This window comes from Microvirga tunisiensis (genome assembly GCF_009296175.1).
Lineage (GTDB): Bacteria > Pseudomonadota > Alphaproteobacteria > Rhizobiales > Beijerinckiaceae > Microvirga > Microvirga tunisiensis.
This window is the reverse complement of record NZ_VOSK01000081.1, coordinates 1-23,923: the sequence shown is the minus strand read 5'-3', so window position 1 is coordinate 23,923 and position 23,923 is coordinate 1. Positions and strand designations below refer to the sequence as shown.

At 62.6% G+C, this 23,923-nt stretch carries 20 protein-coding genes, 1 tRNA gene and 1 pseudogene; 9 read left to right on the top strand and 13 right to left on the bottom strand.

The genetic code is table 11. The annotated features are described in order from the left end of the window. The first annotated feature begins 170 nt into the window (after window positions 1-170). Window positions 171-830 (top strand): Fe2+-dependent dioxygenase, encoded by a 660-nt coding sequence (locus FS320_RS19335; RefSeq protein WP_152713441.1) that lies wholly within the window; start codon window positions 171-173, stop codon window positions 828-830. A 96-nt stretch (window positions 831-926) separates the two neighbouring features. On the opposite strand, the gene FS320_RS19330 is transcribed toward FS320_RS19335, so the two are convergent. Beyond that, window positions 927-1,547, bottom strand: coding sequence for a TIGR02466 family protein (locus tag FS320_RS19330; RefSeq protein WP_152713439.1), 621 nt, complete (start codon window positions 1,545-1,547; stop codon window positions 927-929). Between the two features lie 177 nt (window positions 1,548-1,724). Here FS320_RS19330 and FS320_RS19325 point away from each other — a divergent pair, with 177 nt between their 5' ends. After that, window positions 1,725-2,900, top strand: a complete 1,176-nt coding sequence (locus FS320_RS19325; RefSeq protein WP_162866290.1) for an adenylate/guanylate cyclase domain-containing protein — start codon at window positions 1,725-1,727, stop codon at window positions 2,898-2,900. On the opposite strand, the gene FS320_RS19320 is transcribed toward FS320_RS19325, so the two are convergent. After that, window positions 2,897-3,874, bottom strand: a complete 978-nt coding sequence (locus FS320_RS19320; protein WP_152713437.1) for a glutathione S-transferase family protein — start codon at window positions 3,872-3,874, stop codon at window positions 2,897-2,899. The two genes, FS320_RS19325 and FS320_RS19320, sit on opposite strands and share 4 nt — an antisense overlap. Window positions 3,875-4,191: 317 nt before the next feature. Between FS320_RS19320 and FS320_RS19315 the strand changes: the two genes are divergently transcribed. Then, window positions 4,192-4,267: transfer RNA gene (locus tag FS320_RS19315), tRNA-Ile, on the top strand. 49 nt (window positions 4,268-4,316) lie between these two features. On the opposite strand, the gene FS320_RS19310 is transcribed toward FS320_RS19315, so the two are convergent. Beyond that, window positions 4,317-4,934 (bottom strand): MarC family protein, encoded by a 618-nt coding sequence (locus tag FS320_RS19310; RefSeq protein ID WP_152713435.1) that lies wholly within the window; start codon window positions 4,932-4,934, stop codon window positions 4,317-4,319. Window positions 4,935-5,114: 180 nt separating this feature from the next. On the opposite strand from FS320_RS19310, the gene FS320_RS19305 reads away from it, so the two are divergent. The 4 genes from FS320_RS19305 (at window position 5,115) to FS320_RS19290 (ending at window position 12,206) form a co-directional block, all read left to right on the top strand. Continuing rightward, entirely contained in the window at window positions 5,115-6,179 is a 1,065-nt protein-coding gene (locus tag FS320_RS19305) for a patatin-like phospholipase family protein (RefSeq protein ID WP_152713433.1), read from the top strand. 285 nt (window positions 6,180-6,464) lie between these two features. After that, entirely contained in the window at window positions 6,465-7,622 is a 1,158-nt protein-coding gene (locus FS320_RS19300) for an efflux RND transporter periplasmic adaptor subunit (RefSeq protein ID WP_152713431.1), read from the top strand. A gap of 23 nt (window positions 7,623-7,645) precedes the next feature. Then, entirely contained in the window at window positions 7,646-10,831 is a 3,186-nt protein-coding gene (locus tag FS320_RS19295) for an efflux RND transporter permease subunit (RefSeq protein WP_152713429.1), read from the top strand. Between the two features lie 103 nt (window positions 10,832-10,934). Further along, window positions 10,935-12,206: an adenylate/guanylate cyclase domain-containing protein gene (locus FS320_RS19290; protein WP_152713427.1), complete on the top strand. Its 1,272-nt coding sequence runs from the start codon at window positions 10,935-10,937 to the stop codon at window positions 12,204-12,206. A gap of 42 nt (window positions 12,207-12,248) precedes the next feature. On the opposite strand, the gene FS320_RS19285 is transcribed toward FS320_RS19290, so the two are convergent. From FS320_RS19285 to FS320_RS19245, 9 genes are all read right to left on the bottom strand, one after another. Further along, on the bottom strand, window positions 12,249-13,268 hold the full coding sequence (locus tag FS320_RS19285) for a S1C family serine protease (RefSeq protein ID WP_152713425.1): 1,020 nt from the start codon (window positions 13,266-13,268) through the stop codon (window positions 12,249-12,251). An 85-nt stretch (window positions 13,269-13,353) separates the two neighbouring features. Then, entirely contained in the window at window positions 13,354-13,713 is a 360-nt protein-coding gene (locus tag FS320_RS50785) for a LuxR C-terminal-related transcriptional regulator (protein WP_420846751.1), read from the bottom strand. A gap of 215 nt (window positions 13,714-13,928) precedes the next feature. Beyond that, window positions 13,929-14,849, bottom strand: a complete 921-nt coding sequence (locus FS320_RS19275) for a S1C family serine protease (RefSeq protein WP_152713423.1) — start codon at window positions 14,847-14,849, stop codon at window positions 13,929-13,931. A gap of 133 nt (window positions 14,850-14,982) precedes the next feature. Beyond that, the gene (locus FS320_RS19270; RefSeq protein ID WP_420846750.1) at window positions 14,983-16,686 is read right to left on the bottom strand and encodes an ABC transporter substrate-binding protein; all 1,704 of its coding nucleotides are present in this window, start codon (window positions 16,684-16,686) and stop codon (window positions 14,983-14,985) included. 154 nt (window positions 16,687-16,840) lie between these two features. Further along, window positions 16,841-17,122: a DUF2160 domain-containing protein gene (locus FS320_RS19265; protein ID WP_152713420.1), complete on the bottom strand. Its 282-nt coding sequence runs from the start codon at window positions 17,120-17,122 to the stop codon at window positions 16,841-16,843. A gap of 10 nt (window positions 17,123-17,132) precedes the next feature. After that, window positions 17,133-17,909 (bottom strand): carbohydrate ABC transporter permease, encoded by a 777-nt coding sequence (locus FS320_RS19260; protein ID WP_152713443.1) that lies wholly within the window; start codon window positions 17,907-17,909, stop codon window positions 17,133-17,135. Window positions 17,910-18,013: 104 nt separating this feature from the next. Then, window positions 18,014-18,910 (bottom strand): carbohydrate ABC transporter permease, encoded by an 897-nt coding sequence (locus tag FS320_RS19255; protein WP_152713419.1) that lies wholly within the window; start codon window positions 18,908-18,910, stop codon window positions 18,014-18,016. Next, complete coding sequence (locus FS320_RS19250) at window positions 18,907-20,007, bottom strand: ABC transporter ATP-binding protein (RefSeq protein ID WP_152713418.1); 1,101 nt, start codon at window positions 20,005-20,007, stop codon at window positions 18,907-18,909. The genes FS320_RS19255 and FS320_RS19250 overlap by 4 nt, the downstream gene beginning before the upstream one ends. Before the next feature lie 10 nt (window positions 20,008-20,017). After that, window positions 20,018-21,106, bottom strand: a complete 1,089-nt coding sequence (locus FS320_RS19245; protein WP_152713417.1) for an ABC transporter ATP-binding protein — start codon at window positions 21,104-21,106, stop codon at window positions 20,018-20,020. A gap of 435 nt (window positions 21,107-21,541) precedes the next feature. Between FS320_RS19245 and FS320_RS19240 the strand changes: the two genes are divergently transcribed. Beyond that, complete coding sequence (locus FS320_RS19240; protein WP_152713416.1) at window positions 21,542-22,330, top strand: SDR family NAD(P)-dependent oxidoreductase; 789 nt, start codon at window positions 21,542-21,544, stop codon at window positions 22,328-22,330. Window positions 22,331-22,438: 108 nt separating this feature from the next. Further along, window positions 22,439-23,836 (top strand): FAD-binding oxidoreductase, encoded by a 1,398-nt coding sequence (locus tag FS320_RS19235; RefSeq protein ID WP_152713415.1) that lies wholly within the window; start codon window positions 22,439-22,441, stop codon window positions 23,834-23,836. Here the strand turns inward: FS320_RS19235 and FS320_RS50780 are convergent. Continuing rightward, window positions 23,796-23,923, bottom strand: a pseudogene (locus FS320_RS50780) (IS481 family transposase); the annotation flags it as partial. The gene FS320_RS19235 and the pseudogene FS320_RS50780 sit on opposite strands and share 41 nt — an antisense overlap.

The following is a 23,923-nucleotide window of genomic DNA, read 5'->3' as shown; positions in this document are numbered from 1 at the left end:
AGTGTCATTCTGGAGCTATCTTGGCGATAGACTGGGAATTGCTGATGCGCCAGCCGTCCCGCGCCTGGCAGATCTGGTCAGCGACCGCTGCTCCTTAGCGTGATCGCCAACGGTTTTGCCCCTATTACCAGAATATGGGGGTTCCTGGCAAGCCCGAAGGTGTTTCACCCATGCTCATCACGATTGCGGACGTCCTGCCCCCGGCCGAACTCGACGAGGTTCGTGCGATGCTGGGATCGATGCGCTTCGAGGACGGTCGCGCAACGGCCGGGTGGAGCGCCAGGCTCGTCAAGGACAACGAGCAGGCCCGCGAGGGCGCCGCTCTCGCCCTGCTTCGGGACAAGGTGTCGAAGGCGATTCTCGGCCATGAGGTCTTCAGCCTCGCCGCGCGTCCGAAGGTGCTGACGCCACTGACCTTTGCCCGTTACGGCGAGGGAAAGGCATACGGCTCCCATGTGGACAATCCGCTGATGAACGGCATCCGCACGGATGTGTCCTTCACCCTCTTCCTGGCCGATCCGGAAACCTATGACGGCGGTGAACTCGTCATCGTGTCGGTGTCCGGCGAGGAGGAGGTGAAGCTCCCGGCGGGTCATCTCGTCGCCTATGATTCGACCAGCCTGCACCGGGTCGCGCCCGTCACGCGGGGAGAGCGCGTGGTGGCCGTGGGCTGGGCGCAGAGCTACGTGCGCGACAGCGCCCGGCGCGAACTCCTCTTCGATCTCGAGACGGCCAAGCGCAACCTGTTCGCCCAATCCGGCAAGACGCCGGAATTCGACCTGCTGGCGAAGAGCAGCGCCAATCTCTTCCGCATGTGGGCCGATGTTTGAGAGGTTCTCGAGGTCTCCTCCGAGCCCTCGTGTCCGATTCCCGGCCGACCTCTCGGGATGAGCCGTTGGGCTTTGGCTGACCGGGCCTGCCCAGTCCTACTGCCAGGAGTAGTTGAAGCTCACGCTGATACGCTCGCTCTCGGCCTCGTTGAGAGGCACCTCGTGGCGCAGCCAGCTTTCCCAGAGCAGGACCGTGCCGGGCACCGGCTTCACATAGGCGAATTGCCGGTTCTCCGGCTTGGCCTTGGCCTTGCGCGGCGGGGCGGCCATCATGAAGCCGAGACGCGGATCCTCTAGCTTGAGCGCGCTCGCGCCTTCCGGGATCGTCACGTAATAGGTGCCGCTGATCACCGAATGCGGGTGAATATGGGAGGTGTGGATGCCTCCTGGCGGGAGAATGTTGATCCACAGGCTGTCGAGCACGAGCTTGCGGCCCTGGAGATCGAATTCCAGCTCCTTGGCAAAGGCCGCCACGTGCTTGTCGAGTTCCTTCAGGAGCTCGCCGAAAACGGGCACCCGCCAGGGCAGGTCGTTCAGGGAGGCGTAGGACGTGTAGCCCGGATAGCCATGCTTGGCGCACCAGCGTTGGCCGGCCTCGTCATCCTCGGCGATGGACAGGCAGGCCGTCTCGAGCTCTGCGTTGCGGCGCTCGGCCTTGGCACCCGTCATCTCGGCGCGGTAGACTTTGGTGACGAAAAGCGTATCGATGCTTGCCATGGCTTGGCTCTATTCCGGCGACCGGCTTCTGTCAAAGCCATTGCTCTTTCCGGAAAGGCATCCCAGCTTTCATGTCGGAAAGTTTCCTCATGGGTTGAAGGATCCGCGAGGGCAACACACCTTGGCCTTATGATGTCACCCTCCCTCTCTTCGACCGCCTCGGACGATCCGTTGACCATGGCTCGAAGCCTCGATGCCGAAAGCCTCGCGCGGGTCATCGCTTTGCGGGACTGGCTGGTCACGGCTGCAGGCCAGATGGAGGATTCGAACGAGGTCCTGTCGAGCTTTCTCGACCGGTTGATCGAGCTTGGCCTGCCCATCGACCGGGCCGTCTCGGCCATCGAGGCGCTGCATTCGGAATACGCCGGCATCGGACGATTCTGGACCCGGGAGGAGGGGACCGTCGTGCGCTACCTGCCGCACGGGGACCGCCGCGAGACGATCTATCAGACGAGCCCCTTCGCCCATGTCAGCCGAACCGGCGAGTGGCTCATCCTCGATCTCTCGAACACCCCTGACGATCTCTTTCCGATCATTCCGGAGTTGAAGGAAGCGGGCTACCGTCATTACGTCACCGTCCCAATCCGGTTCACCAATGGGGCCGAGAACGCGATCTCGTTCGCGACGAGATCGCCGGAAGGATTCGGCACGCGCGCGCTGACCATCCTGCGCATGGTGATCCCATCCTTTGCCCTCGTGACCGAGCTGCGCGCAACGAGCAACCGGCTCGATCAAGTACTGCGCATCTATGTGGGTGACGAACCTCACAGGGCGATTCTGTCGGGCGCCATTCAGCGCGGACAGGTGACCCGCATCCGTTCGGCCATCCTGTTCGCCGACATGCGCGACTACACGCATATCTCATCCACGCTGAGCCCCGAAAGTGCGGTCGAACTGTTGAACAACTATTTCGACTGCCTCGTGCCGCCCATCGAGGACGAGGGTGGAGAGGTGTTGAAATATCTCGGCGACGGTCTTCTCGCCATCGTGCGCGACAAGGGCGACGACACGGGCGGGGCGGCGCAATCGGCTCTCACCGCCGCCACCAAGGCCCTTCGCCGCATCGAGATCGCCAACAACGAGGGCCGCTTCCCCGTGCCGATCAACGTGGGCTTCGCGCTCCACCACGGTGATGCGGCCTACGGCAATGTGGGCTCCGGCCAGCGCCTGGATTTCACGGTGATCGGCCGGGACGTGAATCTCGCAAGCCGCATCGCGGAGCTGAACAAGAGCCTGGGCGAACCGCTGCTGATGTCGAAACCCTTCGTCGAGCATCTCTGGGGCAATCCCTCGCCCCTCGGCGCTCATGATGTTGAAGGTTTCGAGGAGGCCATCGAGGTCTACAAGCCCTAAATCTTATCGCGCCCATGCGGCGCATTGAGATCCAGGATCGGCCCGAGCGGCACGACGCCGGTGGGATTGATGGTCCTGTGGCTCTCGTAGTAATGCCCCTTGATGTGGGCCATGTTCACGGTCTCGGCGATGCCGCCCGTCTGGTAGAGATCGCTCAGATAGCCTGAGAGATTCGGGTAATCCGCAATGCGGCGCAGGTTGCACTTGAAGTGGCCGACATAGACCGGATCGAAGCGCACCAGCGTGGTGAAAAGCCGGATATCGGCCTCGGTCAACCGGTCGCCGCAGAGATAGCGGCGTGAGGATAGACGCTCGTCGAGAAAATCCAGCGCTTCGAAAAGCGGACGAACCGCCTCTTCGTAAGCCTGCTGCGTCGTCGCGAAGCCTGCCTTGTACACCCCGTTGTTGACATTGTCGTAGATGCGCGCGTTCAAGGCGTCGATGTCAGCGTGCAGATCCTCCGGACAGTAATCGCCCGGGTTGGCGCCGATCCCGTCGAACGCGGAATTCATCATGCGGATGATCTCGGCGGATTCGTTGTTCACGATGGTGCCGGTCGCCTTGTCCCAGAGCACGGGAACCGTTACGCGACCCGTATAATCGGGCGCTGCCGCCGTATAGACCTGGTAGAGATAGTGGGCCTGGTTGATGGGATCCGGAACGACGCCCGGCCCCTCCTCGAAGGTCCAGCCATGCTCCAGCATGCGCCAGTGCACGACGGAGATGTCGATCATCCTCTCCAGCCCTTTGAGCTTGCGCATGATCAGCGTGCGATGCGCCCAGGGGCAGGCGAGCGAGACATAGAGATGATAGCGCCCGGGCTCCGCCTTGAACCCGCCTTCTCCCGTCGGGCCGGGGGACCCGTCGGCGGTGACCCAGTTCCGGAAAGCCGATGCCTTGCGGACGAAGCGCCCACCGGTGCTCCTGGTGTCGTACCATTGATCCTGCCAGACGCCGTCGATCAGCAGCCCCATCCCATCCTCCCTGTCCGGTCTCGCCCGGGAGACCCGATTCGACCGTGAGAGCAGACAGATGGGCGAACCCGGCAGGGGTCAAGAGGGGTCGTGGATCTCCGATGCGTCGGGATGCATGCGACAGCCGGCTCGAACCGGACAAGCAAAACCGGCTTGACGGAATTTGAGATGTGTTACAGGAACATGAAGGGTCCCGGTTCGTCCAGGACCATGCCTTTTTCTGAGCTCGGTTCTTGGAAAAGGGCAAGGCCTTGCGCCACGACAAGGGGTGACGAAAGGCTTTCCCTCCGTTAGACGTTTCCTTGCCTTCCTCGGAAGGGCCTGTAGCTCAATGGTTAGAGCCGGCCGCTCATAACGGTCTGGTTGCAGGTTCGAGTCCTGCCGGGCCCACCATCTCCTAATTTGCTGATACTTATAGTCAAATTAGCCTGCGTATGATGCGCTAGGGCGCGAGGTTGAACGCCTGCTTGATGCCGAGGACAATGCCGTTCACGGCCAGGCTGGCGAGAATGAGTCCCATGACCCGGCTGATGACGCTGGCGCCGGCATCGCCGATGACCTTGATGATCCGGGATGCCAGAAGCATGAGGACCAGCGTGACAAGCAGAACGAGCGCCATCTGAGCCACGGTTTCAGCCTGCTGTGAGATGCTAAACTTGGTGTTGTCCGTGAGCGAGACGACGGCCAGCATGGCACCGGGGCTTGCTATGGAGGGAATGGCAAGCGGGTAAATCGATCGGTCGACATCGGAGGTTTCGATATCCTTCTCCTCGACCGCGACCTTTGGCTCTCCGAAAATCATCGTCAGCGCAAACAGGAAGAGAACAACGCTGCCGGCGATCTGGAAGGCGTCGAGATCGATGTCCATGGCCTGAAGCAGCGCCTGTCCTGCAACGATGAAAAACAAGAGGACGAAGAAGGCGGCCACCGTTGCCCGTAGAGCTGTTCGCCGGGCGGCAACGGCACTCATGCCCGCTGTGACGGCCAGAAACACCGGAAGCGTTCCAATCGGGTCGATCACAACCCATAAGGTGATCAGGTCTGTGAAATACTGGCTCATCGGCGGCAGCCCTTGGCTCTACGTCACAAATAAAGCGCGCTCTGGAGATAAAGCCAAGCTTAACCTGCGCCCCTTGGAGCGGGATGATCGCGTTCCGCATCGTATTCAAAGTGTAGTGTCGCGACTTGCGTTCCGGAGCTTTGGTCATGGTAATCTGCCAATCGACAACGGGAGCCCAGAATGACCGGTCGAGGCGAAAGCCGTAAAAGCCCTGTGCGCGGGCTGCAGTGTCCCAATGCCGAGAAATCCGTCTCACTGGCGCTGCAGGGCGGCGGCGCGCATGGCGCCTTCACCTGGGGTGTGCTCGATTACCTCCTCGAGGACGGCCGGCTGACCATCGAGGCGATCACGGGCGCGAGCGCCGGATCGATGAACGCGGTCGTTCTCTTCGAGGGCTGGCTCGAAGGAGGACGCGACGGTGCGCGCGAGCAATTACGCAAGTTCTGGAAACGCGTGAGCCTCGACGGCGTGCTCTCGCCGCTCCAGCGTTCGCTGTTCGACCGTCTGTTGAGCTATTGGAGCATGAACGAATCCTCGCATCTCTGGTTCGATGCGTGGTCGCGGGTCGCTAGCCCCTATGACTTGAACCCTCTCGACATCAACCCGCTGCGCGATGCCCTCAACGGCCTGATCAATTTCGAGCGGGTGAGGGCCTGCAAGGATGCAAAGCTGTTCATCGCGGCGACCAATGTCTGGTCCGGGAAGATCCGGATCTTTACCGGTCCTGAACTAACCGTGGACCACGTGCTGGCCTCGGCCTGCCTGCCGATGCTCTTCAGGGCCGTCGAGATCGATGGAGAGCCTTATTGGGATGGCGGTTACACCGGAAATCCGGCGCTCTTTCCGCTTTTCTACGAAACACGATCGGACGATATTCTGTTGGTCCAGATCAACCCGATCGAGCGCTGGTCGACGCCGCGGAGCGTGCAGGAAATCCAGAACCGGCTGACCGAGATCACCTTCAATGCCAATCTGCTGCAGCAGTTCAGGTCGGTCGAGTTCGTGACACGGCTGATCGACGAAGGAAAGCTCTCGACGAAGGATTACAAGCGGGTCTTCATGCACCGGATCCATGGCGGACAGGATCTCGATGAGTTCACCGCTGCGTCTCGCCTCAGCGCTCAATGGAGTTTCTTCAAGGAGCTGAAGGATCTCGGCAGAAATGCTGCCCGTTCATGGCTTGCGGAAAACTATCGCTCCATCGGGCACAAAAGCACCCTGGATCTGCGCGACGCCTATACCTGAACACCTAGCCAACCGGCTAGGTGTTCGCCGATGGACGCCATCCCATCATTAGGCAGTGAATGCCGTTTCAATCGAATCTCATGACCAGCTCGATCGGTTCACAAGGTGCAGCCAAGTCCTGCACTTTCCGCGTATCAATGTTGCGTATCTTGTCAGACGCGAACCAATGCGTAGTATTGCATTGCAACAAGAACAAAGCTCTTCCGCGTGCCTCTGCGCACAGGACCATAAGCTGAAATTTGGAAGTATAATGCTGCGTCGATGATGCCGATCAGGAGGTTACGCATGCGCTTTCCTCGGTCCGTGTTTGTTTCCAGCGTCCTGTTCTCGTGGTTTGCGGCGGCTAGCCTGGCCTCCGCCCAGGGCGGCCCCGCGCCGCCACCGCCGCCGCAGGTGACAGTCGCCAAGCCCCTCGTGAAGGATATCGTCGAGCGGACCGACTTCATCGGACGTTTCGAGGCCATCGATCAGGTGGATATCCGAGCCCGGGTCTCCGGCTATCTCGACAAAGTCCATTTCCAGGACGGCACCTTTGTCAAGGCGGGAGACCTCCTCTTCACCATCGATCCACGGCCCTATCGCAATGAGCTCGAGCAGGCACAATCGGCCGTCACATCTTCGCAGGTCCGCCTGGAATTTGCGCAGAGCGATCTTGATCGCGCCGAGCAGTTGCGCCGGAGCGGCAACATCACGGACCAAGTCTACGATCAGCGGCGGCAGGCATTCCTGACCGCCAAGGCCGAGCTGGATCGCGCCCAGGCAGCACTGCGGCAGGCACAGCTCGACGTGGAGTTCACGCAGATCAAATCGCCCCTGTCGGGGCGGATCTCACGCAAGCTCGTCTCCGAAGGCAATCTGGTCAATGCCAACGAGACGATCCTGACGAACGTTCTCTCTCTTGATCCGATCCAGTTCTATTTCGATGTCGACGAGCGTTCCTTCCTGGCATTCTCGCGGCAGACCCACGGCGGAACGAATACTTCGGCCAATGGAGAGACCAACGAAGTCGAACTCACATTGACCGATGAGCGGCTCGGAACGCGCAAAGGCCAACTCGACTTCGTCGACAACCGGCTGGATTCGGCCAGCGGCACGATCCGTGTCCGTGCTGTCTTCGAGAACAAGGATCGCTTCCTGACGCCCGGCCTGTTCGGCCGCGTCACGGTGGGCGCCTCCGATCCCTACAAGGGCATCCTCCTGCCCGACGAGGCCATCGGCAGCGACCAGGACCGGCGAGTCGTCTATGTCGTCGGCGAGAACAACATCGTCAATCTCAAGCCCGTGCGCATCGGCCCGAGGATCGACGGCTACAGGGTCATCCGCGACGGGTTGACCGGCAATGAGACGGTGGTCGTGAACGGTCTCGTCCGGGCCCGACCCGGAGCGCCGGTCACGCCCCAGATGACCACGCTTCCCCCGATGCGGGAACGAAACGGCAGCTGATTTCACCCGAGGAGGGCGCTTCCATGCGCTTTGCCCATTTCTTCATCGACCGTCCCATCTTCGCGACGGTCCTGTCGGCGCTCTTCCTGATCATCGGCGGGATCGCCTATACGATCCTGCCGGTCGCCCAGTATCCGGACATCGCGCCGCCCACCGTGGTGGTCAGGGCGAGTTATCCGGGCGCCGATGCGCAGACGGTCGCGGCCACGGTCGCCACGCCGCTGGAGCAGCAGATCAATGGTGTCGAGGACATGCTGTACATGTCCTCCTATTCCACCGGCGACGGCGCCATGGCGCTGACGATCACCTTCAAGCTCGGCACCGATCTCGACAAGGCCCAGGTGCTCGTTCAGAACCGGGTGGCGATTGCAACGCCACGCTTGCCGGAGGAGGTGCGCCGCCTCGGCGTGACGACGCTCAAGAGCTCGCCCGATCTGATGATGGTCGTGCATATGCTCTCCCCGGACGGATCCTACGACCAGCTCTACGTCTCGAACTATGCCCGCAACTACGTGCGCGACATCCTGTTGCGGCTCGATGGTGTGGGTGATCTCATCATCTTCGGCGAGCGGCAATATTCCCTGCGCATCTGGCTCGACCCCGAGAAGCTTGCCTCCTACGGCATGACGTCGAGCGAAGTCGTACGGGCGATCCAGGAGCAGAACGTCCAGGTCTCCGGGGGCGCCCTGGGGCAGGAGCCGACACCGACGGATGCGGCGTTCCAGCTGACGGTGACGACGCAGGGACGGTTCGAGGATCCGCGCCAGTTCCGGCAGATCATCGTCCAGGCCACGCCGCAGGGACGGCTCGTGCGGCTGCAGGATGTGGCCCGCATTGAGCTCGGCGCCCAGGATTACGTGACGAATTCCTATCTCAACGGCAAGCCTGCCGTTGCTCTCGGAATCTTCCAGCGGCCCGGCACCAATGCGCTCGCCGCGTCGGAGCAGATCATCCGGACCATGGAGCAGCTCAAAGGCAATTTCCCGCAAGGCGTTGCGTACGAGATCGTCTACAACCCCACGGAATTCATCGCCGAGAGCGTGAACGAAGTCTACAAGACCCTGTTCGAGGCCACGGCGCTCGTCGTGATCGTGGTGTTCGTGTTCCTGCAGAGCTGGCGCACGGCGATCATTCCCATCGTGGCAATCCCCGTCTCGCTGATCGGCACGTTCGCCTTCATGGCGGCTCTCGGTTTCTCGATCAACACGCTGACCCTTTTCGGCATGGTTCTGGCCATCGGTATCGTGGTCGACGATGCCATCGTGGTGGTGGAGAACGTGGAGCGCAACATCGCGCTTGGCATGTCGCCGCGGGATGCCGCGCACACGACCATGGACGAGGTCGGCACCGCACTTGTGGCCATCGCGCTGGTTCTCGTGGCGGTCTTCGTGCCAACGGCTTTCATTCCCGGCATCTCCGGTCAGTTCTATCGGCAATTCGCCCTGACCATTGCCGTTTCGACCGTCATCTCGGCCTTCAATTCCCTGACGCTCTCGCCGGCTCTGGCCGCATTCCTGCTGAAGCCGCACAGCCATGAGCGTTCCAGGAATCCGATTGCCCGGTTTGGGCGAACATTGGCCAACGGCTTCAATCGGGGCTTCGACGTTACGTCCAACGGCTATGCCAGGGCCGTCGGTACGTTGGCACGGCACAAGCTGATCGTGCTGCCGATATATATCGGGCTTCTGGCCGGCACAGTGTGGATCGCCAATCACGTGCCGCGCGGCTTCATCCCGACGCTGGATCAGGGCTACGCCATCGTCGTGATCCAGCTCCCGGACGGTTCCTCCCTGTCGCGCACCGACGCGGTGGTGCAAAGAGCCTCGAAGATCATCCAGGAAACGCCAGGCGTTCAGAATGCCGTGGCCTTTGCCGGCTTCTCCGGCGCGACCTTCACCAACGCGACCAATGCCGCGGCTATCTTCGCCGCGTTCAAGCCTTTCGACGAGCGCATCGAGGCAGGCGATTCAGGGACCAAGATCATCGGCGATCTCTTCGCCCGCATGCAGCAGATCGAGGAAGCGTTCATCATCGCCATTCCACCGCCGCCTGTTCGCGGCCTCGGCAATTCGGGCGGCTTCAAGGTCCAGATCCAGAATCGAACCGGCGACGATGTGCGCGGCGTTCTCGCGGTCGCCTATCAATTGATGGGGCAGGCGCGCCAGAACCCGAATCTGGCCGGCGTCTTCACGACATTCTCAGCCAATTCACCGCAGGTCTATCTGGAGATCGACCGTCAGAAGGCGAGCATTCTGAACGTGCCGATCCCGAACATCTTCGAGACGCTCCGCATCAATCTCGGTACGGCCTATGTGAACGACTTCAATGCCTTCGGCCGCGTCTATCAGGTTCGGGCGCAGGCCGACCAGCGCTTCCGGATCGACCAGGAGGATATCAACCGGCTGCGCGTCCGCTCGTCAACGGGGGCCCTCGTTCCCTTGGGCACGCTCGTCGAGATGCGCGAGGTCTCCGGCGCCGATCTGATCCAGCGCTACAACATGTTCACCTCGGTGGCCCTGCAGGGCAATGCGGCTCCAGGCATTTCCTCGGGAGCAGCGCTCGATGCCATGGAGGCGCTGGTTCGGCAGAACCTCTCGCCCAGCATGGGCTTCGAGTGGACGGACCTCGCGTTCCAGGAGCGGCAGACCGGGAACACGGCGGTGTTCATCTTCGCCCTGTCGGTGCTCTTCGTGTTCCTCGTGCTCGCGGCCCAGTATGAAAGCTGGTCCCTGCCGATCGCCATCATCCTAATCGTGCCGATGAGCGTGCTCTCCGCGCTGATCGGCGTGATGATCCGGGGGCAGGACAACAACATCCTGACCCAGATCGGCCTCGTGGTCCTGGTCGGACTGGCCGCGAAGAACGCCATTCTCATCGTCGAATTTGCAAGGCAGGCGGAATTTGACGGCAAGACGCCGGTGGAGGCCGTCGTCGAAGCCTGCCGGCTGCGCTTACGTCCCATCCTGATGACGGCTTTCGCCTTCATCCTCGGCGTGCTGCCGCTCGCGATCGCGACCGGGCCCGGCGCCGAGATGAGACAGGCCCTGGGCACGGCCGTGTTCGCCGGCATGCTCGGTGTGACCGTGTTCGGATTGTTCCTGACGCCGGTCTTTTACGTGGCCGTGCGGCTGGTGGTTCTGCGGCTGTTCCGGCGTCCAGACCCGAAACGCGTGGATTCCACGGGAACTCAACCGTCGCCCGCCGAGTAGAAATGGAGGGCAGTCACACCGCTTGGTCGGCGTTCGGCTTTGACCAACCACCCGATGTGCTGTCATGGATGGCCGGCAGAATCGTCATCGTGAAGAGATCCCTATGGACACAGCCCAGGCAGCAGGCATCGCGAAATGGGTCACGGAGGCCGGGCTGACAGGCCTGACGGAGCTTGAGCTCCTGCGTGGCTTCTGTGACCGCCTCGTCGCCGCTGGGCTACCTGTCGCCCGGGTCAATATCGTCATCGACACCCTGCACCCCATCCATGAGGGGCGGGTCTTCCGCTGGCGCCGTGACGATCAGGGCGATCACGATCCGGTCGTCGAATATGGCCGCACCAATGTGGAAGGGCAGGCAGCCGACAACTGGCGCCGGAGCACCTATTATCACCTTCTCCTCAGTGGCGAGGATTTCCTGCGGCGCCGGATCGGTCCCGGTCACCTTGAGGACTTCTCCGTCCTCAGTGATCTACGCAACGAGGGACAGACGGATTATCTGGTCCTGATCCATCGCTTTGCAGCCGAAGGCGCCATCGGCGAAATGGATTCCTTCTATTCATCCTGGACGACGGATGCGGATTCCGGCTTCACCGACGAGCATATTTCGCTTGTGCGCGAGTTGTCATCACCCCTGATGCTGGCTTTGAAATGCGCCTCGCTCGCGCGCATCGCCAAGACCCTTGTCGAGACCTATCTCGGCCGCGACGCCGGCCGCCTCGTCCTGAACGGACGCATCGCCCGGGGCGTGACGGACCGGATACAGGCTGTCCTGTGGTTCAGCGACCTGCATGGTTTCACCCACATTACGGAGACTGCGGACCCCGAACAGATCATCCCGTTTCTGAACGATTATTCGGAAGCGATCATCTCCTCCATCTATGAGGCCGGCGGCGATGTCCTGAAGCTGATCGGGGATGGAGCGCTCGCGATCTTCAAGGAGGAGGATCCGAGCCAAGCCTGCCGGTCCGCTCTCAAGGCCGAGCGTCTGATGCATTCCCGAATTCGCGCCCTGAACGAAGAGCGGCTGTCGTGCAACTTACCGGTCACGAGTGCCTATCTCGGCCTGCATATCGGCGAGGTCTTTTATGGCAACATCGGCAGCCAGGATCGCCTGGACTTCACGGTCGTGGGACCGGCCGTGAACGAGGTGAGCCGGATCGGCGCGTTGTGCCGCTCCGTCGAGCGCGACGTTCTCGTGTCGTCCGCCTTCTTCTCGACAGCCGCGAAGGACGATCAGGACTGCCTGGTGTCAGTCGGCCGTTATGCGCTGCGAGGCGTCGCCCGGCCGCAGGAACTGTTCACGCTCGACCCATCCCGGGTAGGGGAAGAGGATTTCGAGCGGGAGCAGAATGGCGAGACGAAGTCTCATTGCTGAGACATCGCGCGATCAACCCGGCTCGAAATTCCTTCTCGCCACTCACTCCGAACGTGCGGTTTTCGCCTTGCGCTCGATGGGCGTGATCGTCACGGTGCGCATCTCGCCTTTCTTGAGAAGCACGAGCTCGACGAAGCGTCCAATCCGCTCGCCGTTCAGCAGACGCACCAGATCGTCGACACCACCGACCGGTTCACCGTCGAGCGAGAGGATGACATCGCCCTGTTCGAGCTGCGCGTGGTCTGCGGGACTGCCGGGTTCCACGGCGGCGATGACGACGCCGAATTGTCCGGTCAAACCGGCCGCATAGCTGACGCGCCGCGGCAGGGGGACCGTCTGCCCCGCAATGCCGATCGAGGCTCGGCGGACGCGGCCGTGGCGGATCAGTTCCGACACGACGAACCTCGCCGTGTTGCTTGCGACGGCAAAGCAGATGCCCTGCGCTCCCATGATGACCGCGGTATTGATGCCGATCACCTCGCCGGACGTCGCGACGAGCGGGCCGCCGGAATTGCCCGGATTCAGGGCCGCGTCCGTCTGGATCACGTCGTCGATGAGCCGTCCCGACTTCGCCCGCAGGCTTCGTCCGAGGGCGGAGACCACGCCGGCTGTGACGGTCGATTCAAAGCCGAGGGGATTGCCGATGGCGATTGCGATCTGGCCCCGCTTCAGCCGCTTGGAATCGCCCAGGGTGGCGAAGGGAAGCCTGTCGCCATTGGCGCGCAGCAGGGCAAGGTCCGTATCCGGATCGTCGCCGATCACCCGCGCCTCGATGGTGCGCCCGTCGGAGCCGGTGAGCTTCGCATCCCGTGCGCCCTGCATGACATGGCTGTTGGTGAGCAGGAGCCCATCGGGCGAGATGATGACGCCGGAACCCATCCCTGCCGTTCGGCCCGAAACCTGCGGCTCGATCCGCACCACCGCGGGACCGATACGGTCCACGACGCTGGTCACGGCATGCGAGTAGGAATCGAGCAGGATATCGTCATCGCGGGAATCGGAGACTTGTTGCGATGATGAATTTTCCGTGTTGAGGAGAAAGTCTGGAGTGCGATCGAGCATGTAGCCCTCCAAAGGATAACGCTATTTCACATCATGTGGTGATGGTAAGGGCGGGAACCAAGAGCCCGCGCCGCGGTGTCGTTCATCATAGCATGATGAGGCCGAGACGGATCGCCTGCGCAACCGCATCCGTTCGACCTGTCGCGTCGAGTTTCGCCGCAATGGAGGCGACGTGAAATTTCGCGGTGTGGAATGAAATCCCGAGCCTGCGCGCGATGAGCTTGTTCGAGGCGCCTTCCGCCAGCAGGCGCAGGACTTCGAGTTCGCGCGCGGTGAGCAGATCGTCTCGTGGCGGATCGGACGGATCGTGCGAAGCCTGATCCCGGATGATCCCGGCAGCGCCTCGAGGCATGATGACGAAGCCCCTGTCGACGGCCTCCAGCGCCAGCAGAAGATCCGAGACGGCGACATCGCGGGGGAGAATCCCGCTTCCTCCAGCCTTCAGCGCCTCGGTCCCGCTCAGGCTGTCGCCCAAGAGGATCGTCGGGACCTTCTCAGAAAAGGGCAGGTGATCCGTGATCACCACGTCGGGGCTGCCGGGGTGCAGGGCACCGATGCCGTCCTCCTCGGCCAGGATCGTGGCGATGCGGTCGAGCAGGCTCGCATCGTCGATTTGAAGAGCCACCTTCCGCAAGGCTTCACCCTATCGGCGCCCACTCGCTACTGAGGCTTCGGGCGCTCCTTGATCTCAACCGCAAGAGTCATATGCGCACCCGCCCTCACAATTCCTAGATCGACGGATTGGCCCACGCTCTCGGGTCCGAGAAGCGTATAGACGCGGCGGACCGAGGGCAGAGCGTCCGCGTTCCACCGGATGAGGATATCGCCTTGGCGAATGCCGGCCGTTTGTCCCGGACCTTCCTCGTCCACACTGATCACGATCAGGCCCCGCGTTTCCGCAAGTCCTGCCGCGTCGGCCACGGCCTTGTCGATGCGGACCGGCTGGAGCCCGAGGCCCAGATAGCCGCGGGCGACACGACCCTTGTCGAGAAGCTGCGGGGCCACCCGCTCGATGGTTTCGGATGGAATGACGAGTGCGCGACCCCGGGGACCGAGCACCGTCATTCCGATAATCCGCCCGCTCGTGTCGAGGGCAACGCCGCCTTCCGACTGGAAATCGAACCTGTGATCGAGATGGATTCTGCGGTCGATATGGCCGCCGCGCAGGCTCCTCCAGGGTCCGCCTGCAAGAGCGACGATGCCCAGCGCCGCGCTCAGGCCCTCCGGCTGCCGCCCTGCGGCAAGGATGAGATGCCCCGCCCGAACTCCGTCTGTCGGATAGAACGCGATCTCCTCCAGCGACTGCTCCTCGATGCGGAGAAGGGCGATATCCGTGCTCGGGGCACGACCGACGAGGCTTGCTGTGACCTGGCTCCCATCGGGACGTGTGACCGTCACGTCCTCGTCAGCCTCCAGCGCTTCCTCCGCCGTCACGACGAGGCCAGTGCGCCAGAGGAACCCGCTTGACGTCCCGCGCCTGCGGCCGTGGATCGTCACGAGCCGTGGCGCAATGCCATCGAGCAGATCGGCGGCAAGATCCGAGATCACATTGAGGGAAAAGCCGGTTGATGGATCTGGCATGACAAACCTCTTCGGTCATCGTCCAGGCGATCCTGCCGGCAAACGGCTTTCTTCGATACTGACCGGGCGGCTAGGTGGTGCGCGCCTCCTCACATGAAAAAGCCCCGCCCTTGTGGGGCGGGGCCTGTCTCGGTCAGCTGCGCTTCGGCGGGGAAGCGGGCCAGCTCTTGATGAGCGTGTCGTAATCCACCGTCTCACCCTTCGGCTTCTCGTTCGCGAGCTTGCGTTGGGGCGCGATGGTGCCGGCGGCTTCCGCTTTCTTGAACCATTCTTCGGCGGAGGTCTTCGGATTCAGCTTCGGGCCGCATTCGCCCTGCACATTGGCGCGCTCGAGACGTCCGAGCACGTCGTCCTGTGCATTGGCGAGCGACGTCATGGCTTCTTGCGGCGTCTTGGCGCCGGAAGCTGCGTCACCGATGTTCTGCCACCAGAGCTGTGCGAGCTTCGGATAATCCGGCACGTTGTTGCCGGTCGGTGTCCATTGCACGCGGGCGGGCGAGCGGTAGAACTCGACGAGACCGCCGAGCTTCGGTGCGCGATCCGTCATCGACGGATGCCAGATGTCGCTTTCGCGGATGAAGGTGAGACCCACATGGCTCTTCTTCAGCGAGACCGTCTTGGAGGTCACGAACTGCGCATAGAGCCAGGCCGCCTTGCGGCGGTCTACAGGCGTGGATTTCAGCAGCGTCCACGAGCCTGCATCCTGGTAGCCGAGCTTCATGCCGTCCTTCCAGTACGAGCCGTGCGGCGAGGGCGCCATGCGCCATTTCGGCGTGCCGTCCTGGTTCACCACGGGGAGACCGGGCTTCACCATGTCGGCGGTGAAAGCCGTGTACCAGAAGATCTGCTGGGCGATGTTGCCCTGCGCCGGCACCGGCCCCGACTCGGAGAAGTTCATGCCGTTCGCCTGCGGCGGAGCATATTTCTTCATCCAGTCGAGATATTTGGTGATGGCGTAGACGGCGGCCGGGCCGTTGGTGTCGCCGCCGCGCTCGACGGACGAGCCGACCGGGCGGCACCCCTCCATGCGGATGCCCCATTCATCGACAGGCAGACCGTTCGGGATGCCCTTGTCGCCGTTGCCGGCCATGGAGAGCCAGGCGTCGGTGAAGCGCCAGCCGAGCGACGGATCCTTCCGGCCGTAATCCATGTGGCCGAAAACCTTGACGCCATCGACCTCCTTTACGTCGTTGGTGAAGAATTCGGCGATGTCCTCATAGGCCGACCAGTTCACCGGCACGCCGAGATCGTAGCCGTACTTGGCCTTGAACTTCTCCTTTATGTCTGGCCGCTGGAACCAATCGTAGCGGAACCAGTACACATTGGCGAACTGCTGATCCGGCAGCTGGTACATCTTGCCGTCCGGCGCCGTCGTGAAGGACTTGCCGATGAAGTCGTTGATGTCGAGGGTCGGCGAGGTTACGTCCTTGCCTTCGCCCGCCATCCAGTCGTCGAGCGCGATAGCCTGCTTGTAGCGGAAGTGGGTGCCGATGAGATCGGAATCGTTGACCCAGGCATCGTAGATGTTGCGCCCGGACTGCATCTGGGTCTGGATTTTCTCCACCACGTCGCCTTCCTGAATCAGGTCGTGGGTGAGCTTGATTCCGGTGATCTCCGAGAAGGCCTTGGCGAGAGTCCGCGCCTCGTATTCATGGGTCGTGATGGTCTCGGAGACCACGTTGATCTCCTGGCCCGCGAAGGGCTTGGCCGCATTCACGAACCATTCCATCTCCTTCAGCTGCTCGTCCTTGGAGAGAGTGGAAGGCTGGAATTCGCTATCGATCCAGCGACGGGCCTCCTCCATGCCCGCGAGAGCTGCGCTGGAGCCAAGCGCCATGGCGAGGACGCTTGTCGAGATGAACAGTTTCAAGTGCCGGTGAGATTGGGTGAGTTTCATTCGTTCCTCCCAAGTTATGCCCTGGCCGGCTTGTGCGCTGGTCTTATTCCCTCCGGTCCGGGCAAACCGCAGGGTACTCTTGAGCCATTCCCTCCTAGACGTAGCGAAACACGGCGGCTGCGTAGAGTAGGGACAGGCCGGAGGCCCACCACAGACCTGGGCCGACGAGCCCAAGCCATGCGAGGTGAATGAAGGCCGCACCGAGCAGCGAGATGAAGAGGCGGTCGCCGCGCGTCGTTGGAATGCGCAGCACGCCGACACGTTCGGTCTCGGGGCGATAGATCGCGAGCAATGTCATAATCAGCAGCAGGCTTGCGATTCCTGCGAAGAAAAGCCCCGTCTGCCAGGTCCAGGCCATCCAGGCGAGATCAGGCATGTAAGCCTCCTTAGACCCGGCCCAGGGCGAAGCCCTTGGCGATGTAGTTGCGGACGAACCAGATCACGAGCGCGCCCGGCACGATGGTGAGCATGCCGGCGGCGGCGAGCAGGCCCCAATCCATACCGGAAGCCGAGATGGTGCGAGTCATGGTGGCGGCGATGGGCTTGGCATTGACCGAGGTCAACGTGCGCGCCAGCAGCAGCTCGACCCAGGAGAACATGAAGCAGAAGAAGGCGGCCACGCCGATGCCGGAGGCGATGAGCGGCATGAAGATCTTTACGAAGAAACGCGGGAAGGAATAGCCGTCGATCGCGGCGGTCTCGTCGATCTCCCGCGGCACGCCCGACATGAAGCCCTCCAGAATCCACACCGCCAGCGGCACGTTGAAGAGGCAATGCGCCAGGGCGACCGCCCAGGGCGTGTCGAAGAGACCGATAGCCGAGTAAAGGTTGAAGAAGGGCAGGGCGAAGACCGCCGGCGGCGCCATGCGGTTGGTGAGCAGCCAGAAAAACAGGTGCTTTTCACCGAGAAACTTGTACCGGGAAAAGGCATAGGCGGCGGGAAGCGCAAAGGAGATCGACAGCACCGTGTTGATGACGACGTAGGTCAGCGAGTTGATATAGCCCGAGTACCAGCTCTGGTCGGTGAAGATCTTGATGTAGTTGTCGAAGGTGATCTCCCGAGGCCAGAGCGTGAGGCTGGAAGTGATCTCCATATTCGTCTTAAGGCTCATGTTGAGGAGCCAGTAGATCGGCAGCATCAGGAACAGGAGGTAGAGGGTCATTACCACCACGCGCCCACTCACCCGCGGGCCGGAGAGGGCGCGGTTCGCAGCCAGGGGCGCTGCGACAGGCTTTGTCTCGGAGGCGCCGACGGCAATGGTTCCGGTCATGCTTCGACTCTCTCGCGTTCGGCATCCACGTTGGTCATGACGGTATAGAAGACCCAGCAGATGGCGAGGATGATCAGGTTGTAGACCAGTGACATGGCGGCCGCCTTGCCGAGGTCGAACTGGCCGAGCGCAAGCTTCACCAGATCGATGGACAGGAAGGTGGTGGCATTGCCCGGACCGCCTCCGGTGATCACGAACGGCTCGGTGTAGATCATGAACGAATCCATGAAGCGCAGGAGCACCGCGATCAGCAGCACCCGCCGCATTTTCGGCAGCTGGATCGTGCGGAAGACCGCCCAGCGCGAGGCGCCGTCGATGCGGGCGGCCTGATAATAGGCGTCGGGAATCGATTTCAGCCCGGCATAGCAGAGAAGAGCGACGAGGCTCGTCCAATGCCAAACGTCCATGACGACGAGCGTCACCCAAGCGTCGATGGGATCGTTCGTGTAGTTGTAGTCGATCCCGAGGTGGTTGACGGTCCAGCCGAGCAGACCGATGTCGCCGCGGGCAAAGACCTGCCAGATCGTGCCGACCACGTTCCACGGAATCAGAAGCGGCAGCGCCATCAGGACGAGACAGAGCGCCACCGTCCAGCCTTCGCGCGGCATGGCGAGCGCGACGGCAATGCCGAGGGGCACCTCGATCATGAGGATGATTGCCGAGAAGAGGAGGGTGCGCCACAGGGCGTCGAAGAAGCGTCCGCCGAGCTCCGTCGAAGGATCGAGCAGTTCCTGGAACCAGCCGATGCCGTTCCAGAAGAACTGGTTGTTGCCGAAGGTGTCCTGAACCGAGTAGTTCACCACGGTCATCAGCGGCAGGACGGCCGAGAAGGCCACGATGGCGAAGACCGGCAGAACGAAGAACCAGGCTCTGTTGTTGACGGTCTTCGTCATGCCCGGTTTCCTCCGATCGGCTCGCCTGAGACAAGATGCCCGTTGGCATAGATGTGGACGTGGCGTGGATCGAGCGCGAGCGCGGCCTCGCTCCCTTCGATGGAGATGCCCTCCGGAACGCTGGCGGCAAGTGGGCGTCCGCTCATCTCGACCCGGGCGATGCGGGCGCGGCCGATATCGTCGATACGCCGGATCTGGACCGGCAGCCCCGACCCCTTCGGCTGCAGTCGCACGAATTCAGGCCGGATGCCGAGCTCGACCCGCTCACCGTCAGACAGGCTACGATATGCCCGCTGCAGGGGGATCGCTTCATTGCCGACGAAGGCGGTGGCGCCTTCGACGCGGCAGGGCAGGATGTTCATGCCGGGCGAGCCGATGAAATGTCCGACGAAGGTGTGGGCCGGACGCTCGAACAGCTCATCAGGAGTCCCGGTCTGCACCACGGCGCCCTCATGCATGACCACGACCTTGTCGGCGAAGGTGAGCGCCTCGGTCTGGTCGTGGGTCACGTAGATCATGGTGATGTCGAGCGCGCGGTGAATCTCCTTCAGAGTGGAGCGCAGCTGCCATTTCAGGTGCGGATCGATCACGGTGAGCGGCTCGTCGAACAGGATCGCCGCCACATCGGGGCGCACGAGGCCGCGTCCGAGGGAGATCTTCTGCTTCATGTCCGCAGTGAGGTTGCTGGCCTTGCGGTCGAGAACGCGTGTGAGGTCGAGAAGCCGTGCGATCTCCTCCACCCGCCGGGCCGTCCTGTCGCGCGGCACGTGCCGGTTCTTGAGCGGAAAAGCGAGGTTTTCGCGCACGGTCATCGTGTCGTAGACCACGGGAAACTGGAACACCTGCGCGATGTTGCGCGCTTCCGTCGGCAGATCCGTCACGTCGAGATCGTTGAAAAGCACACGGCCACGGGTGGGCCGCACGAGGCCGGAGATGATGTTGAGCAGGGTGGTCTTGCCGCAACCCGAGGGGCCTAGCAGCGCATAGGCACCGCCCTGGCTCCACACGTGATTGATCTCCTTGAGGGCGTAATCATCCGCCGTGCGGGGATCGGTCCTGTAGGCATGGGCGAGATGATCGAGGGTGATGCGGGCCATCTGTCTCTCCTCACGCCGCTCTCTGGGCAGGGTCGGCGGCGGCAAGACGGCCCGCATCATCGAACAGGAACAGGTGCCGCGGATCGATATAAGCGGTCACGGCTGATTTCGGCTCAAGCCGCCTCACGCCGGGAACGAGCGCGATGAGTCGATGCTCACTGGCATCGAGATGGACATAACTTTCCGATCCGGTGATTTCGGAGACGGATACGATGGCCGGAATGGCGATCTCTTCGGAGCCGGCAGGTTCGAGCTTGAGGTGATGGGCCCGAAAACCCACGGTGTACTCCCCATCCGGAACGGCCGCGAGAGGACCGGTCGCGCGGATCTCGCCGCCCGTGCTCAAGCTCGCATTGCCGCCGGTTTTGCGGACCTTCAGGGTGTTGAGCGGCGGATCGGAAAAAACACGTGCCGTGATCAGATCGCGGGGGCGGCGATAAACCTGCGGCGTCGGCCCGAACTGGGTCACGCGGCCTTCGAAGAGGGTCGCCGTGTTGCCGCCCAGAAGCAGGGCCTCGGACGGCTCCGTGGTGGCATAGACGAAGATGGCACCCGAGGCCGCGAAGACCCGCGGCAGCTCCTCACGCAGCTCCTCGCGCAGCTTATAGTCGAGATTGGCCAGGGGTTCGTCGAGCAGGACGAGATCCGCACGCTTGACCAGTGCCCGGGCGATCGCAGTGCGCTGCTGCTGGCCGCCGGAGAGATTCAACGGCTTGCGGTCGAGATAAGGCTCGAGCTTCAGAAGCTTGGCGGCGTGGCGGACGCGCCCGTCGACCTCGTTTTTCGGCAGCCCGGAGACCCGCAGGGGCGAGGCGATGTTCTCGTAAACGTCGAGCGAGGGATAGTTGATGAACTGCTGGTAGACCATGGCTACGCTGCGGCGCTGCACGGGCCAGCCCGTCACATCCCTGTCGTCGACCAGAACGCGGCCGCTCGTTGGCACATCGAGACCAGCCATGAGCCGCATGAGCGAGGTCTTGCCGGCAAGCGTCGCCCCGAGCAGCACATTGAGGGAGCCACGTTCCAGGGTCAGATGAACGTCGTCGATATGAACCGCTGCTCCGACCTTCTTCGAGACGCCTTCAAGAACAACGGTCATCGGCACTTCCCTGGGCTTCGAGCAGGATCGGAGGCGGCAGAGATGGGATATGTGGAGATCATCGCGGTGCCATGTTCCACCGCGTTTCGGGCCAAGTCATGCCCGCATGCGCCACCACTCACCGCGACATCGAGCGTCGCCGATTCCTGCGGACCCAAGAGCGCTTCTCCCGGCTACAGATCCACTGCGATCTGAGCTTTCTTATGTTGTTATGGTGAAGGTATCTTGCCCCCAAAGCGAAAGCAACTGCCCGGTATCAGCACGAAACTGGTCTTTGACTGGACTGAATCCGCAGGATGCTTCGCGTGGCGAGACCGGCGGCTCGATGAGTATTTTTGAACTGAACTGGCCTTCGCGAGTTCAAGCACCACGTGCCGGTTTCGCTTCTCTCCGATAGTGGCCGGTCCATGTCTCTGAGTCGGCTGGGAGAATGCCATGCCAGAACCTGCAAAGCCGCTTGCCATCGTGACCGGTGCCTCGTCGGGCATCGGTTATGAGCTCGCGAAACTCTGTGCCCAGAATGGGTATGATCTGCTGATTGCCGCCGATCAGGCCGCCATCCACGATGTGGTGAAGGACTTCCAGGCTCTCGGGTCCGAGGTCGAGGCCATCGAGGCCGATCTTGCCACCCTTGAGGGTGTCGACAAGCTTTATGCCGCCGCCAAAGGCAGGCCGATCGGTGCGCTTCTGGCCAATGCCGGGCACGGGCTCGGCCACGCCTTCCTGGATCAGGACTTCGCTGAAGCGCGCCATGTGATCGATACCAACATCACCGGCACGATTTATCTGATCCAGAAGGTCGGCCGCGACATGCGAGCCAGGAACGAAGGCCGCATTCTCATCACCGGCTCGATTGCCGGCTTCATGCCCGGCACCTATCAGGCCGTCTATAACGGCACCAAGGCCTTCATCGATTCCTTCTCTTTCGCGCTCCGGGCTGAGCTGAAGGATACCGATGTGACGGTGACCTGCCTGATGCCCGGCGCCACCGAGACCGAGTTCTTCGAGCGAGCCGGCATGGAGGACACGCAGGTCGGCCAGGACAAGAAGGACGATCCCGCCTATGTGGCGCAGGTCGGCTTCGATGCCATGATGCGTGGCGATGGCGACGTGGTGAGCGGTTGGAAGAACAAGTTCACCACCGTCCTCGCCTCCGTGACGCCGGCCGGCGTGCTCGCCGAACAGCACCGCAAGATGGCCGAGCCCGGATCTGGCAAAAGCTGAGTGCAACTCTGCTGCATTTTCATTGATGCTGGGTCTCTCGCAGGTGCCACGTTGACGATTGCTCCCTGATCGGTCAGGAGCGGTGATCGAAACCGCGGGGGATTTCCGATGACCAAGCCGACGGATTTGCAGCAGCGTTTAACGGGCCTTCTCAGTCCGACAGCTGTCATCACCGGAGGCTCGGATCTCGAACCTTATGCCGTCGATTGGCGCAAGCTCTTCCCCGGCCGGCCAGCTTGCGTTGTCCGCCCGTCCTCGACCGAGCAGGTGGCCCAGATCGTGCGAATCTGCCACGACGCGGGTGCCGCCATCGTCCCGCAGGGCGGCAATACGGGGCTGGCCGGCGGAGCGGTGCCGGACGCATCAGGCACGCAGGTCGTCCTGTCTCTCAACCGCATGGCCGCCATCCGCCGTGTCGACCCGGTCGGCTTGACCATCGAGGCGGAGGCCGGATGCATCTTGAAAGTCGCGCAGGATGCCGCCGGAGCGGCTGGACGCCTGCTGCCGATCAGCCTGGCAGCCGAGGGCTCGGCTACCATCGGCGGGGTGGTCGCGACCAATGCGGGCGGCGTGAACGTGCTGCGCTATGGCATGACCCGCAGCCTCGTGCTCGGCCTGGAAGTCCTGCCCGATGGCACTGTCGCCAATGGCCTGCGGAAGCTGCGCAAGGACAACGCGGGGTACGACTGGAAGCAGCTCTTCATCGGCAGCGAGGGCACGCTCGGGATCGTCACGGCAGCGGTCCTGAGGCTTTTGCCGCGGCCGAAGCACTCCATGACTGCTTTGCTTTCGGTGGCCGATCCTGCGGCCGCCCTGCGGCTTCTGGAACTCGCCCAGGACGAATTGGGCGATCAGATCTCGGCCTTCGAGCTGATCTCGGCCACGTCCATGCAGCTTGTCGCCAGGCATGCCGGCTTGAAAGCACCCATCGCCGAGGGTGAATGGTTCGTGCTGATCGAGGCGGCCTCAAGCTTGGCGGGTCTACGGGAGGCAGCCGAGTCGATGCTGGGCTCGGCCTTCGAGCAGGAGATCGCGCTCGACGGCGTCATCGCTGAATCGGGCGTGCAGGCGGCCCAGCTCTGGGCCCTGCGCGAGCATGTGACGGAATCCGAGGCGCGGGAGAGCAAGAGCGTCAAGCACGATGTGTCCGTACCGCTGACCGCGGTTCCTCAATTCCTTATCGAGGCCGGGCAAGCGCTCGCCGCCGGCGCCCCGGGCACGCGCGTGAACGCCTTCGGACATCTCGGTGATGGCAATATCCACTACAACGTTCTCGTCGATGCAGGCCAGGATGCAGATGTCGTGAACCACATCGTGCACGACGTGGTGGCGGCTTTCGGCGGCAGCATCTCGGCGGAGCACGGTATCGGCCAGTACCGGGTCGGCGAGTTGGCGCGCTACCGCGCAGCAACCGAGATGGACCTGGCCCGCACTCTCAAGCGTGCGCTCGATCCCGACAACCGGCTTAATTGTCTGGATGCGAGACCTCCTTGGCATGAGCGATGACCTGGAGGGCTGGCGGCAACGCGTCTGCATCGGGTGGCTTGTAGCGGCGGTTGGCGAGCTTCGGCTCGGCAGCCAGGCGGCTTCGCA

Bases quoted from the DNA above. Each gene is read 5' to 3' on its own strand.
- FS320_RS19335 (WP_152713441.1), top strand. From the start codon at position 171: ATGCTCATCACGATTGCGGACGTCCTGCCCCCGGCCGAACTCGACGAG.
- FS320_RS19330 (WP_152713439.1), bottom strand. From the start codon at position 1,547: ATGGCAAGCATCGATACGCTTTTCGTCACCAAAGTCTACCGCGCCGAG.
- FS320_RS19325 (WP_162866290.1), top strand. From the start codon at position 1,725: ATGGCTCGAAGCCTCGATGCCGAAAGCCTCGCGCGGGTCATCGCTTTG.
- FS320_RS19320 (WP_152713437.1), bottom strand. From the start codon at position 3,874: ATGGGGCTGCTGATCGACGGCGTCTGGCAGGATCAATGGTACGACACC.
- FS320_RS19310 (WP_152713435.1), bottom strand. From the start codon at position 4,934: ATGAGCCAGTATTTCACAGACCTGATCACCTTATGGGTTGTGATCGAC.
- FS320_RS19305 (WP_152713433.1), top strand. From the start codon at position 5,115: ATGACCGGTCGAGGCGAAAGCCGTAAAAGCCCTGTGCGCGGGCTGCAG.
- FS320_RS19300 (WP_152713431.1), top strand. From the start codon at position 6,465: ATGCGCTTTCCTCGGTCCGTGTTTGTTTCCAGCGTCCTGTTCTCGTGG.
- FS320_RS19295 (WP_152713429.1), top strand. From the start codon at position 7,646: ATGCGCTTTGCCCATTTCTTCATCGACCGTCCCATCTTCGCGACGGTC.
- FS320_RS19290 (WP_152713427.1), top strand. From the start codon at position 10,935: ATGGACACAGCCCAGGCAGCAGGCATCGCGAAATGGGTCACGGAGGCC.
- FS320_RS19285 (WP_152713425.1), bottom strand. From the start codon at position 13,268: ATGCTCGATCGCACTCCAGACTTTCTCCTCAACACGGAAAATTCATCA.
- FS320_RS19275 (WP_152713423.1), bottom strand. From the start codon at position 14,849: ATGCCAGATCCATCAACCGGCTTTTCCCTCAATGTGATCTCGGATCTT.
- FS320_RS19270 (WP_420846750.1), bottom strand. From the start codon at position 16,686: ATGGCGCTTGGCTCCAGCGCAGCTCTCGCGGGCATGGAGGAGGCCCGT.
- FS320_RS19265 (WP_152713420.1), bottom strand. From the start codon at position 17,122: ATGCCTGATCTCGCCTGGATGGCCTGGACCTGGCAGACGGGGCTTTTC.
- FS320_RS19260 (WP_152713443.1), bottom strand. From the start codon at position 17,909: ATGACCCTCTACCTCCTGTTCCTGATGCTGCCGATCTACTGGCTCCTC.
- FS320_RS19255 (WP_152713419.1), bottom strand. From the start codon at position 18,910: ATGACGAAGACCGTCAACAACAGAGCCTGGTTCTTCGTTCTGCCGGTC.
- FS320_RS19250 (WP_152713418.1), bottom strand. From the start codon at position 20,007: ATGGCCCGCATCACCCTCGATCATCTCGCCCATGCCTACAGGACCGAT.
- FS320_RS19245 (WP_152713417.1), bottom strand. From the start codon at position 21,106: ATGACCGTTGTTCTTGAAGGCGTCTCGAAGAAGGTCGGAGCAGCGGTT.
- FS320_RS19240 (WP_152713416.1), top strand. From the start codon at position 21,542: ATGCCAGAACCTGCAAAGCCGCTTGCCATCGTGACCGGTGCCTCGTCG.
- FS320_RS19235 (WP_152713415.1), top strand. From the start codon at position 22,439: ATGACCAAGCCGACGGATTTGCAGCAGCGTTTAACGGGCCTTCTCAGT.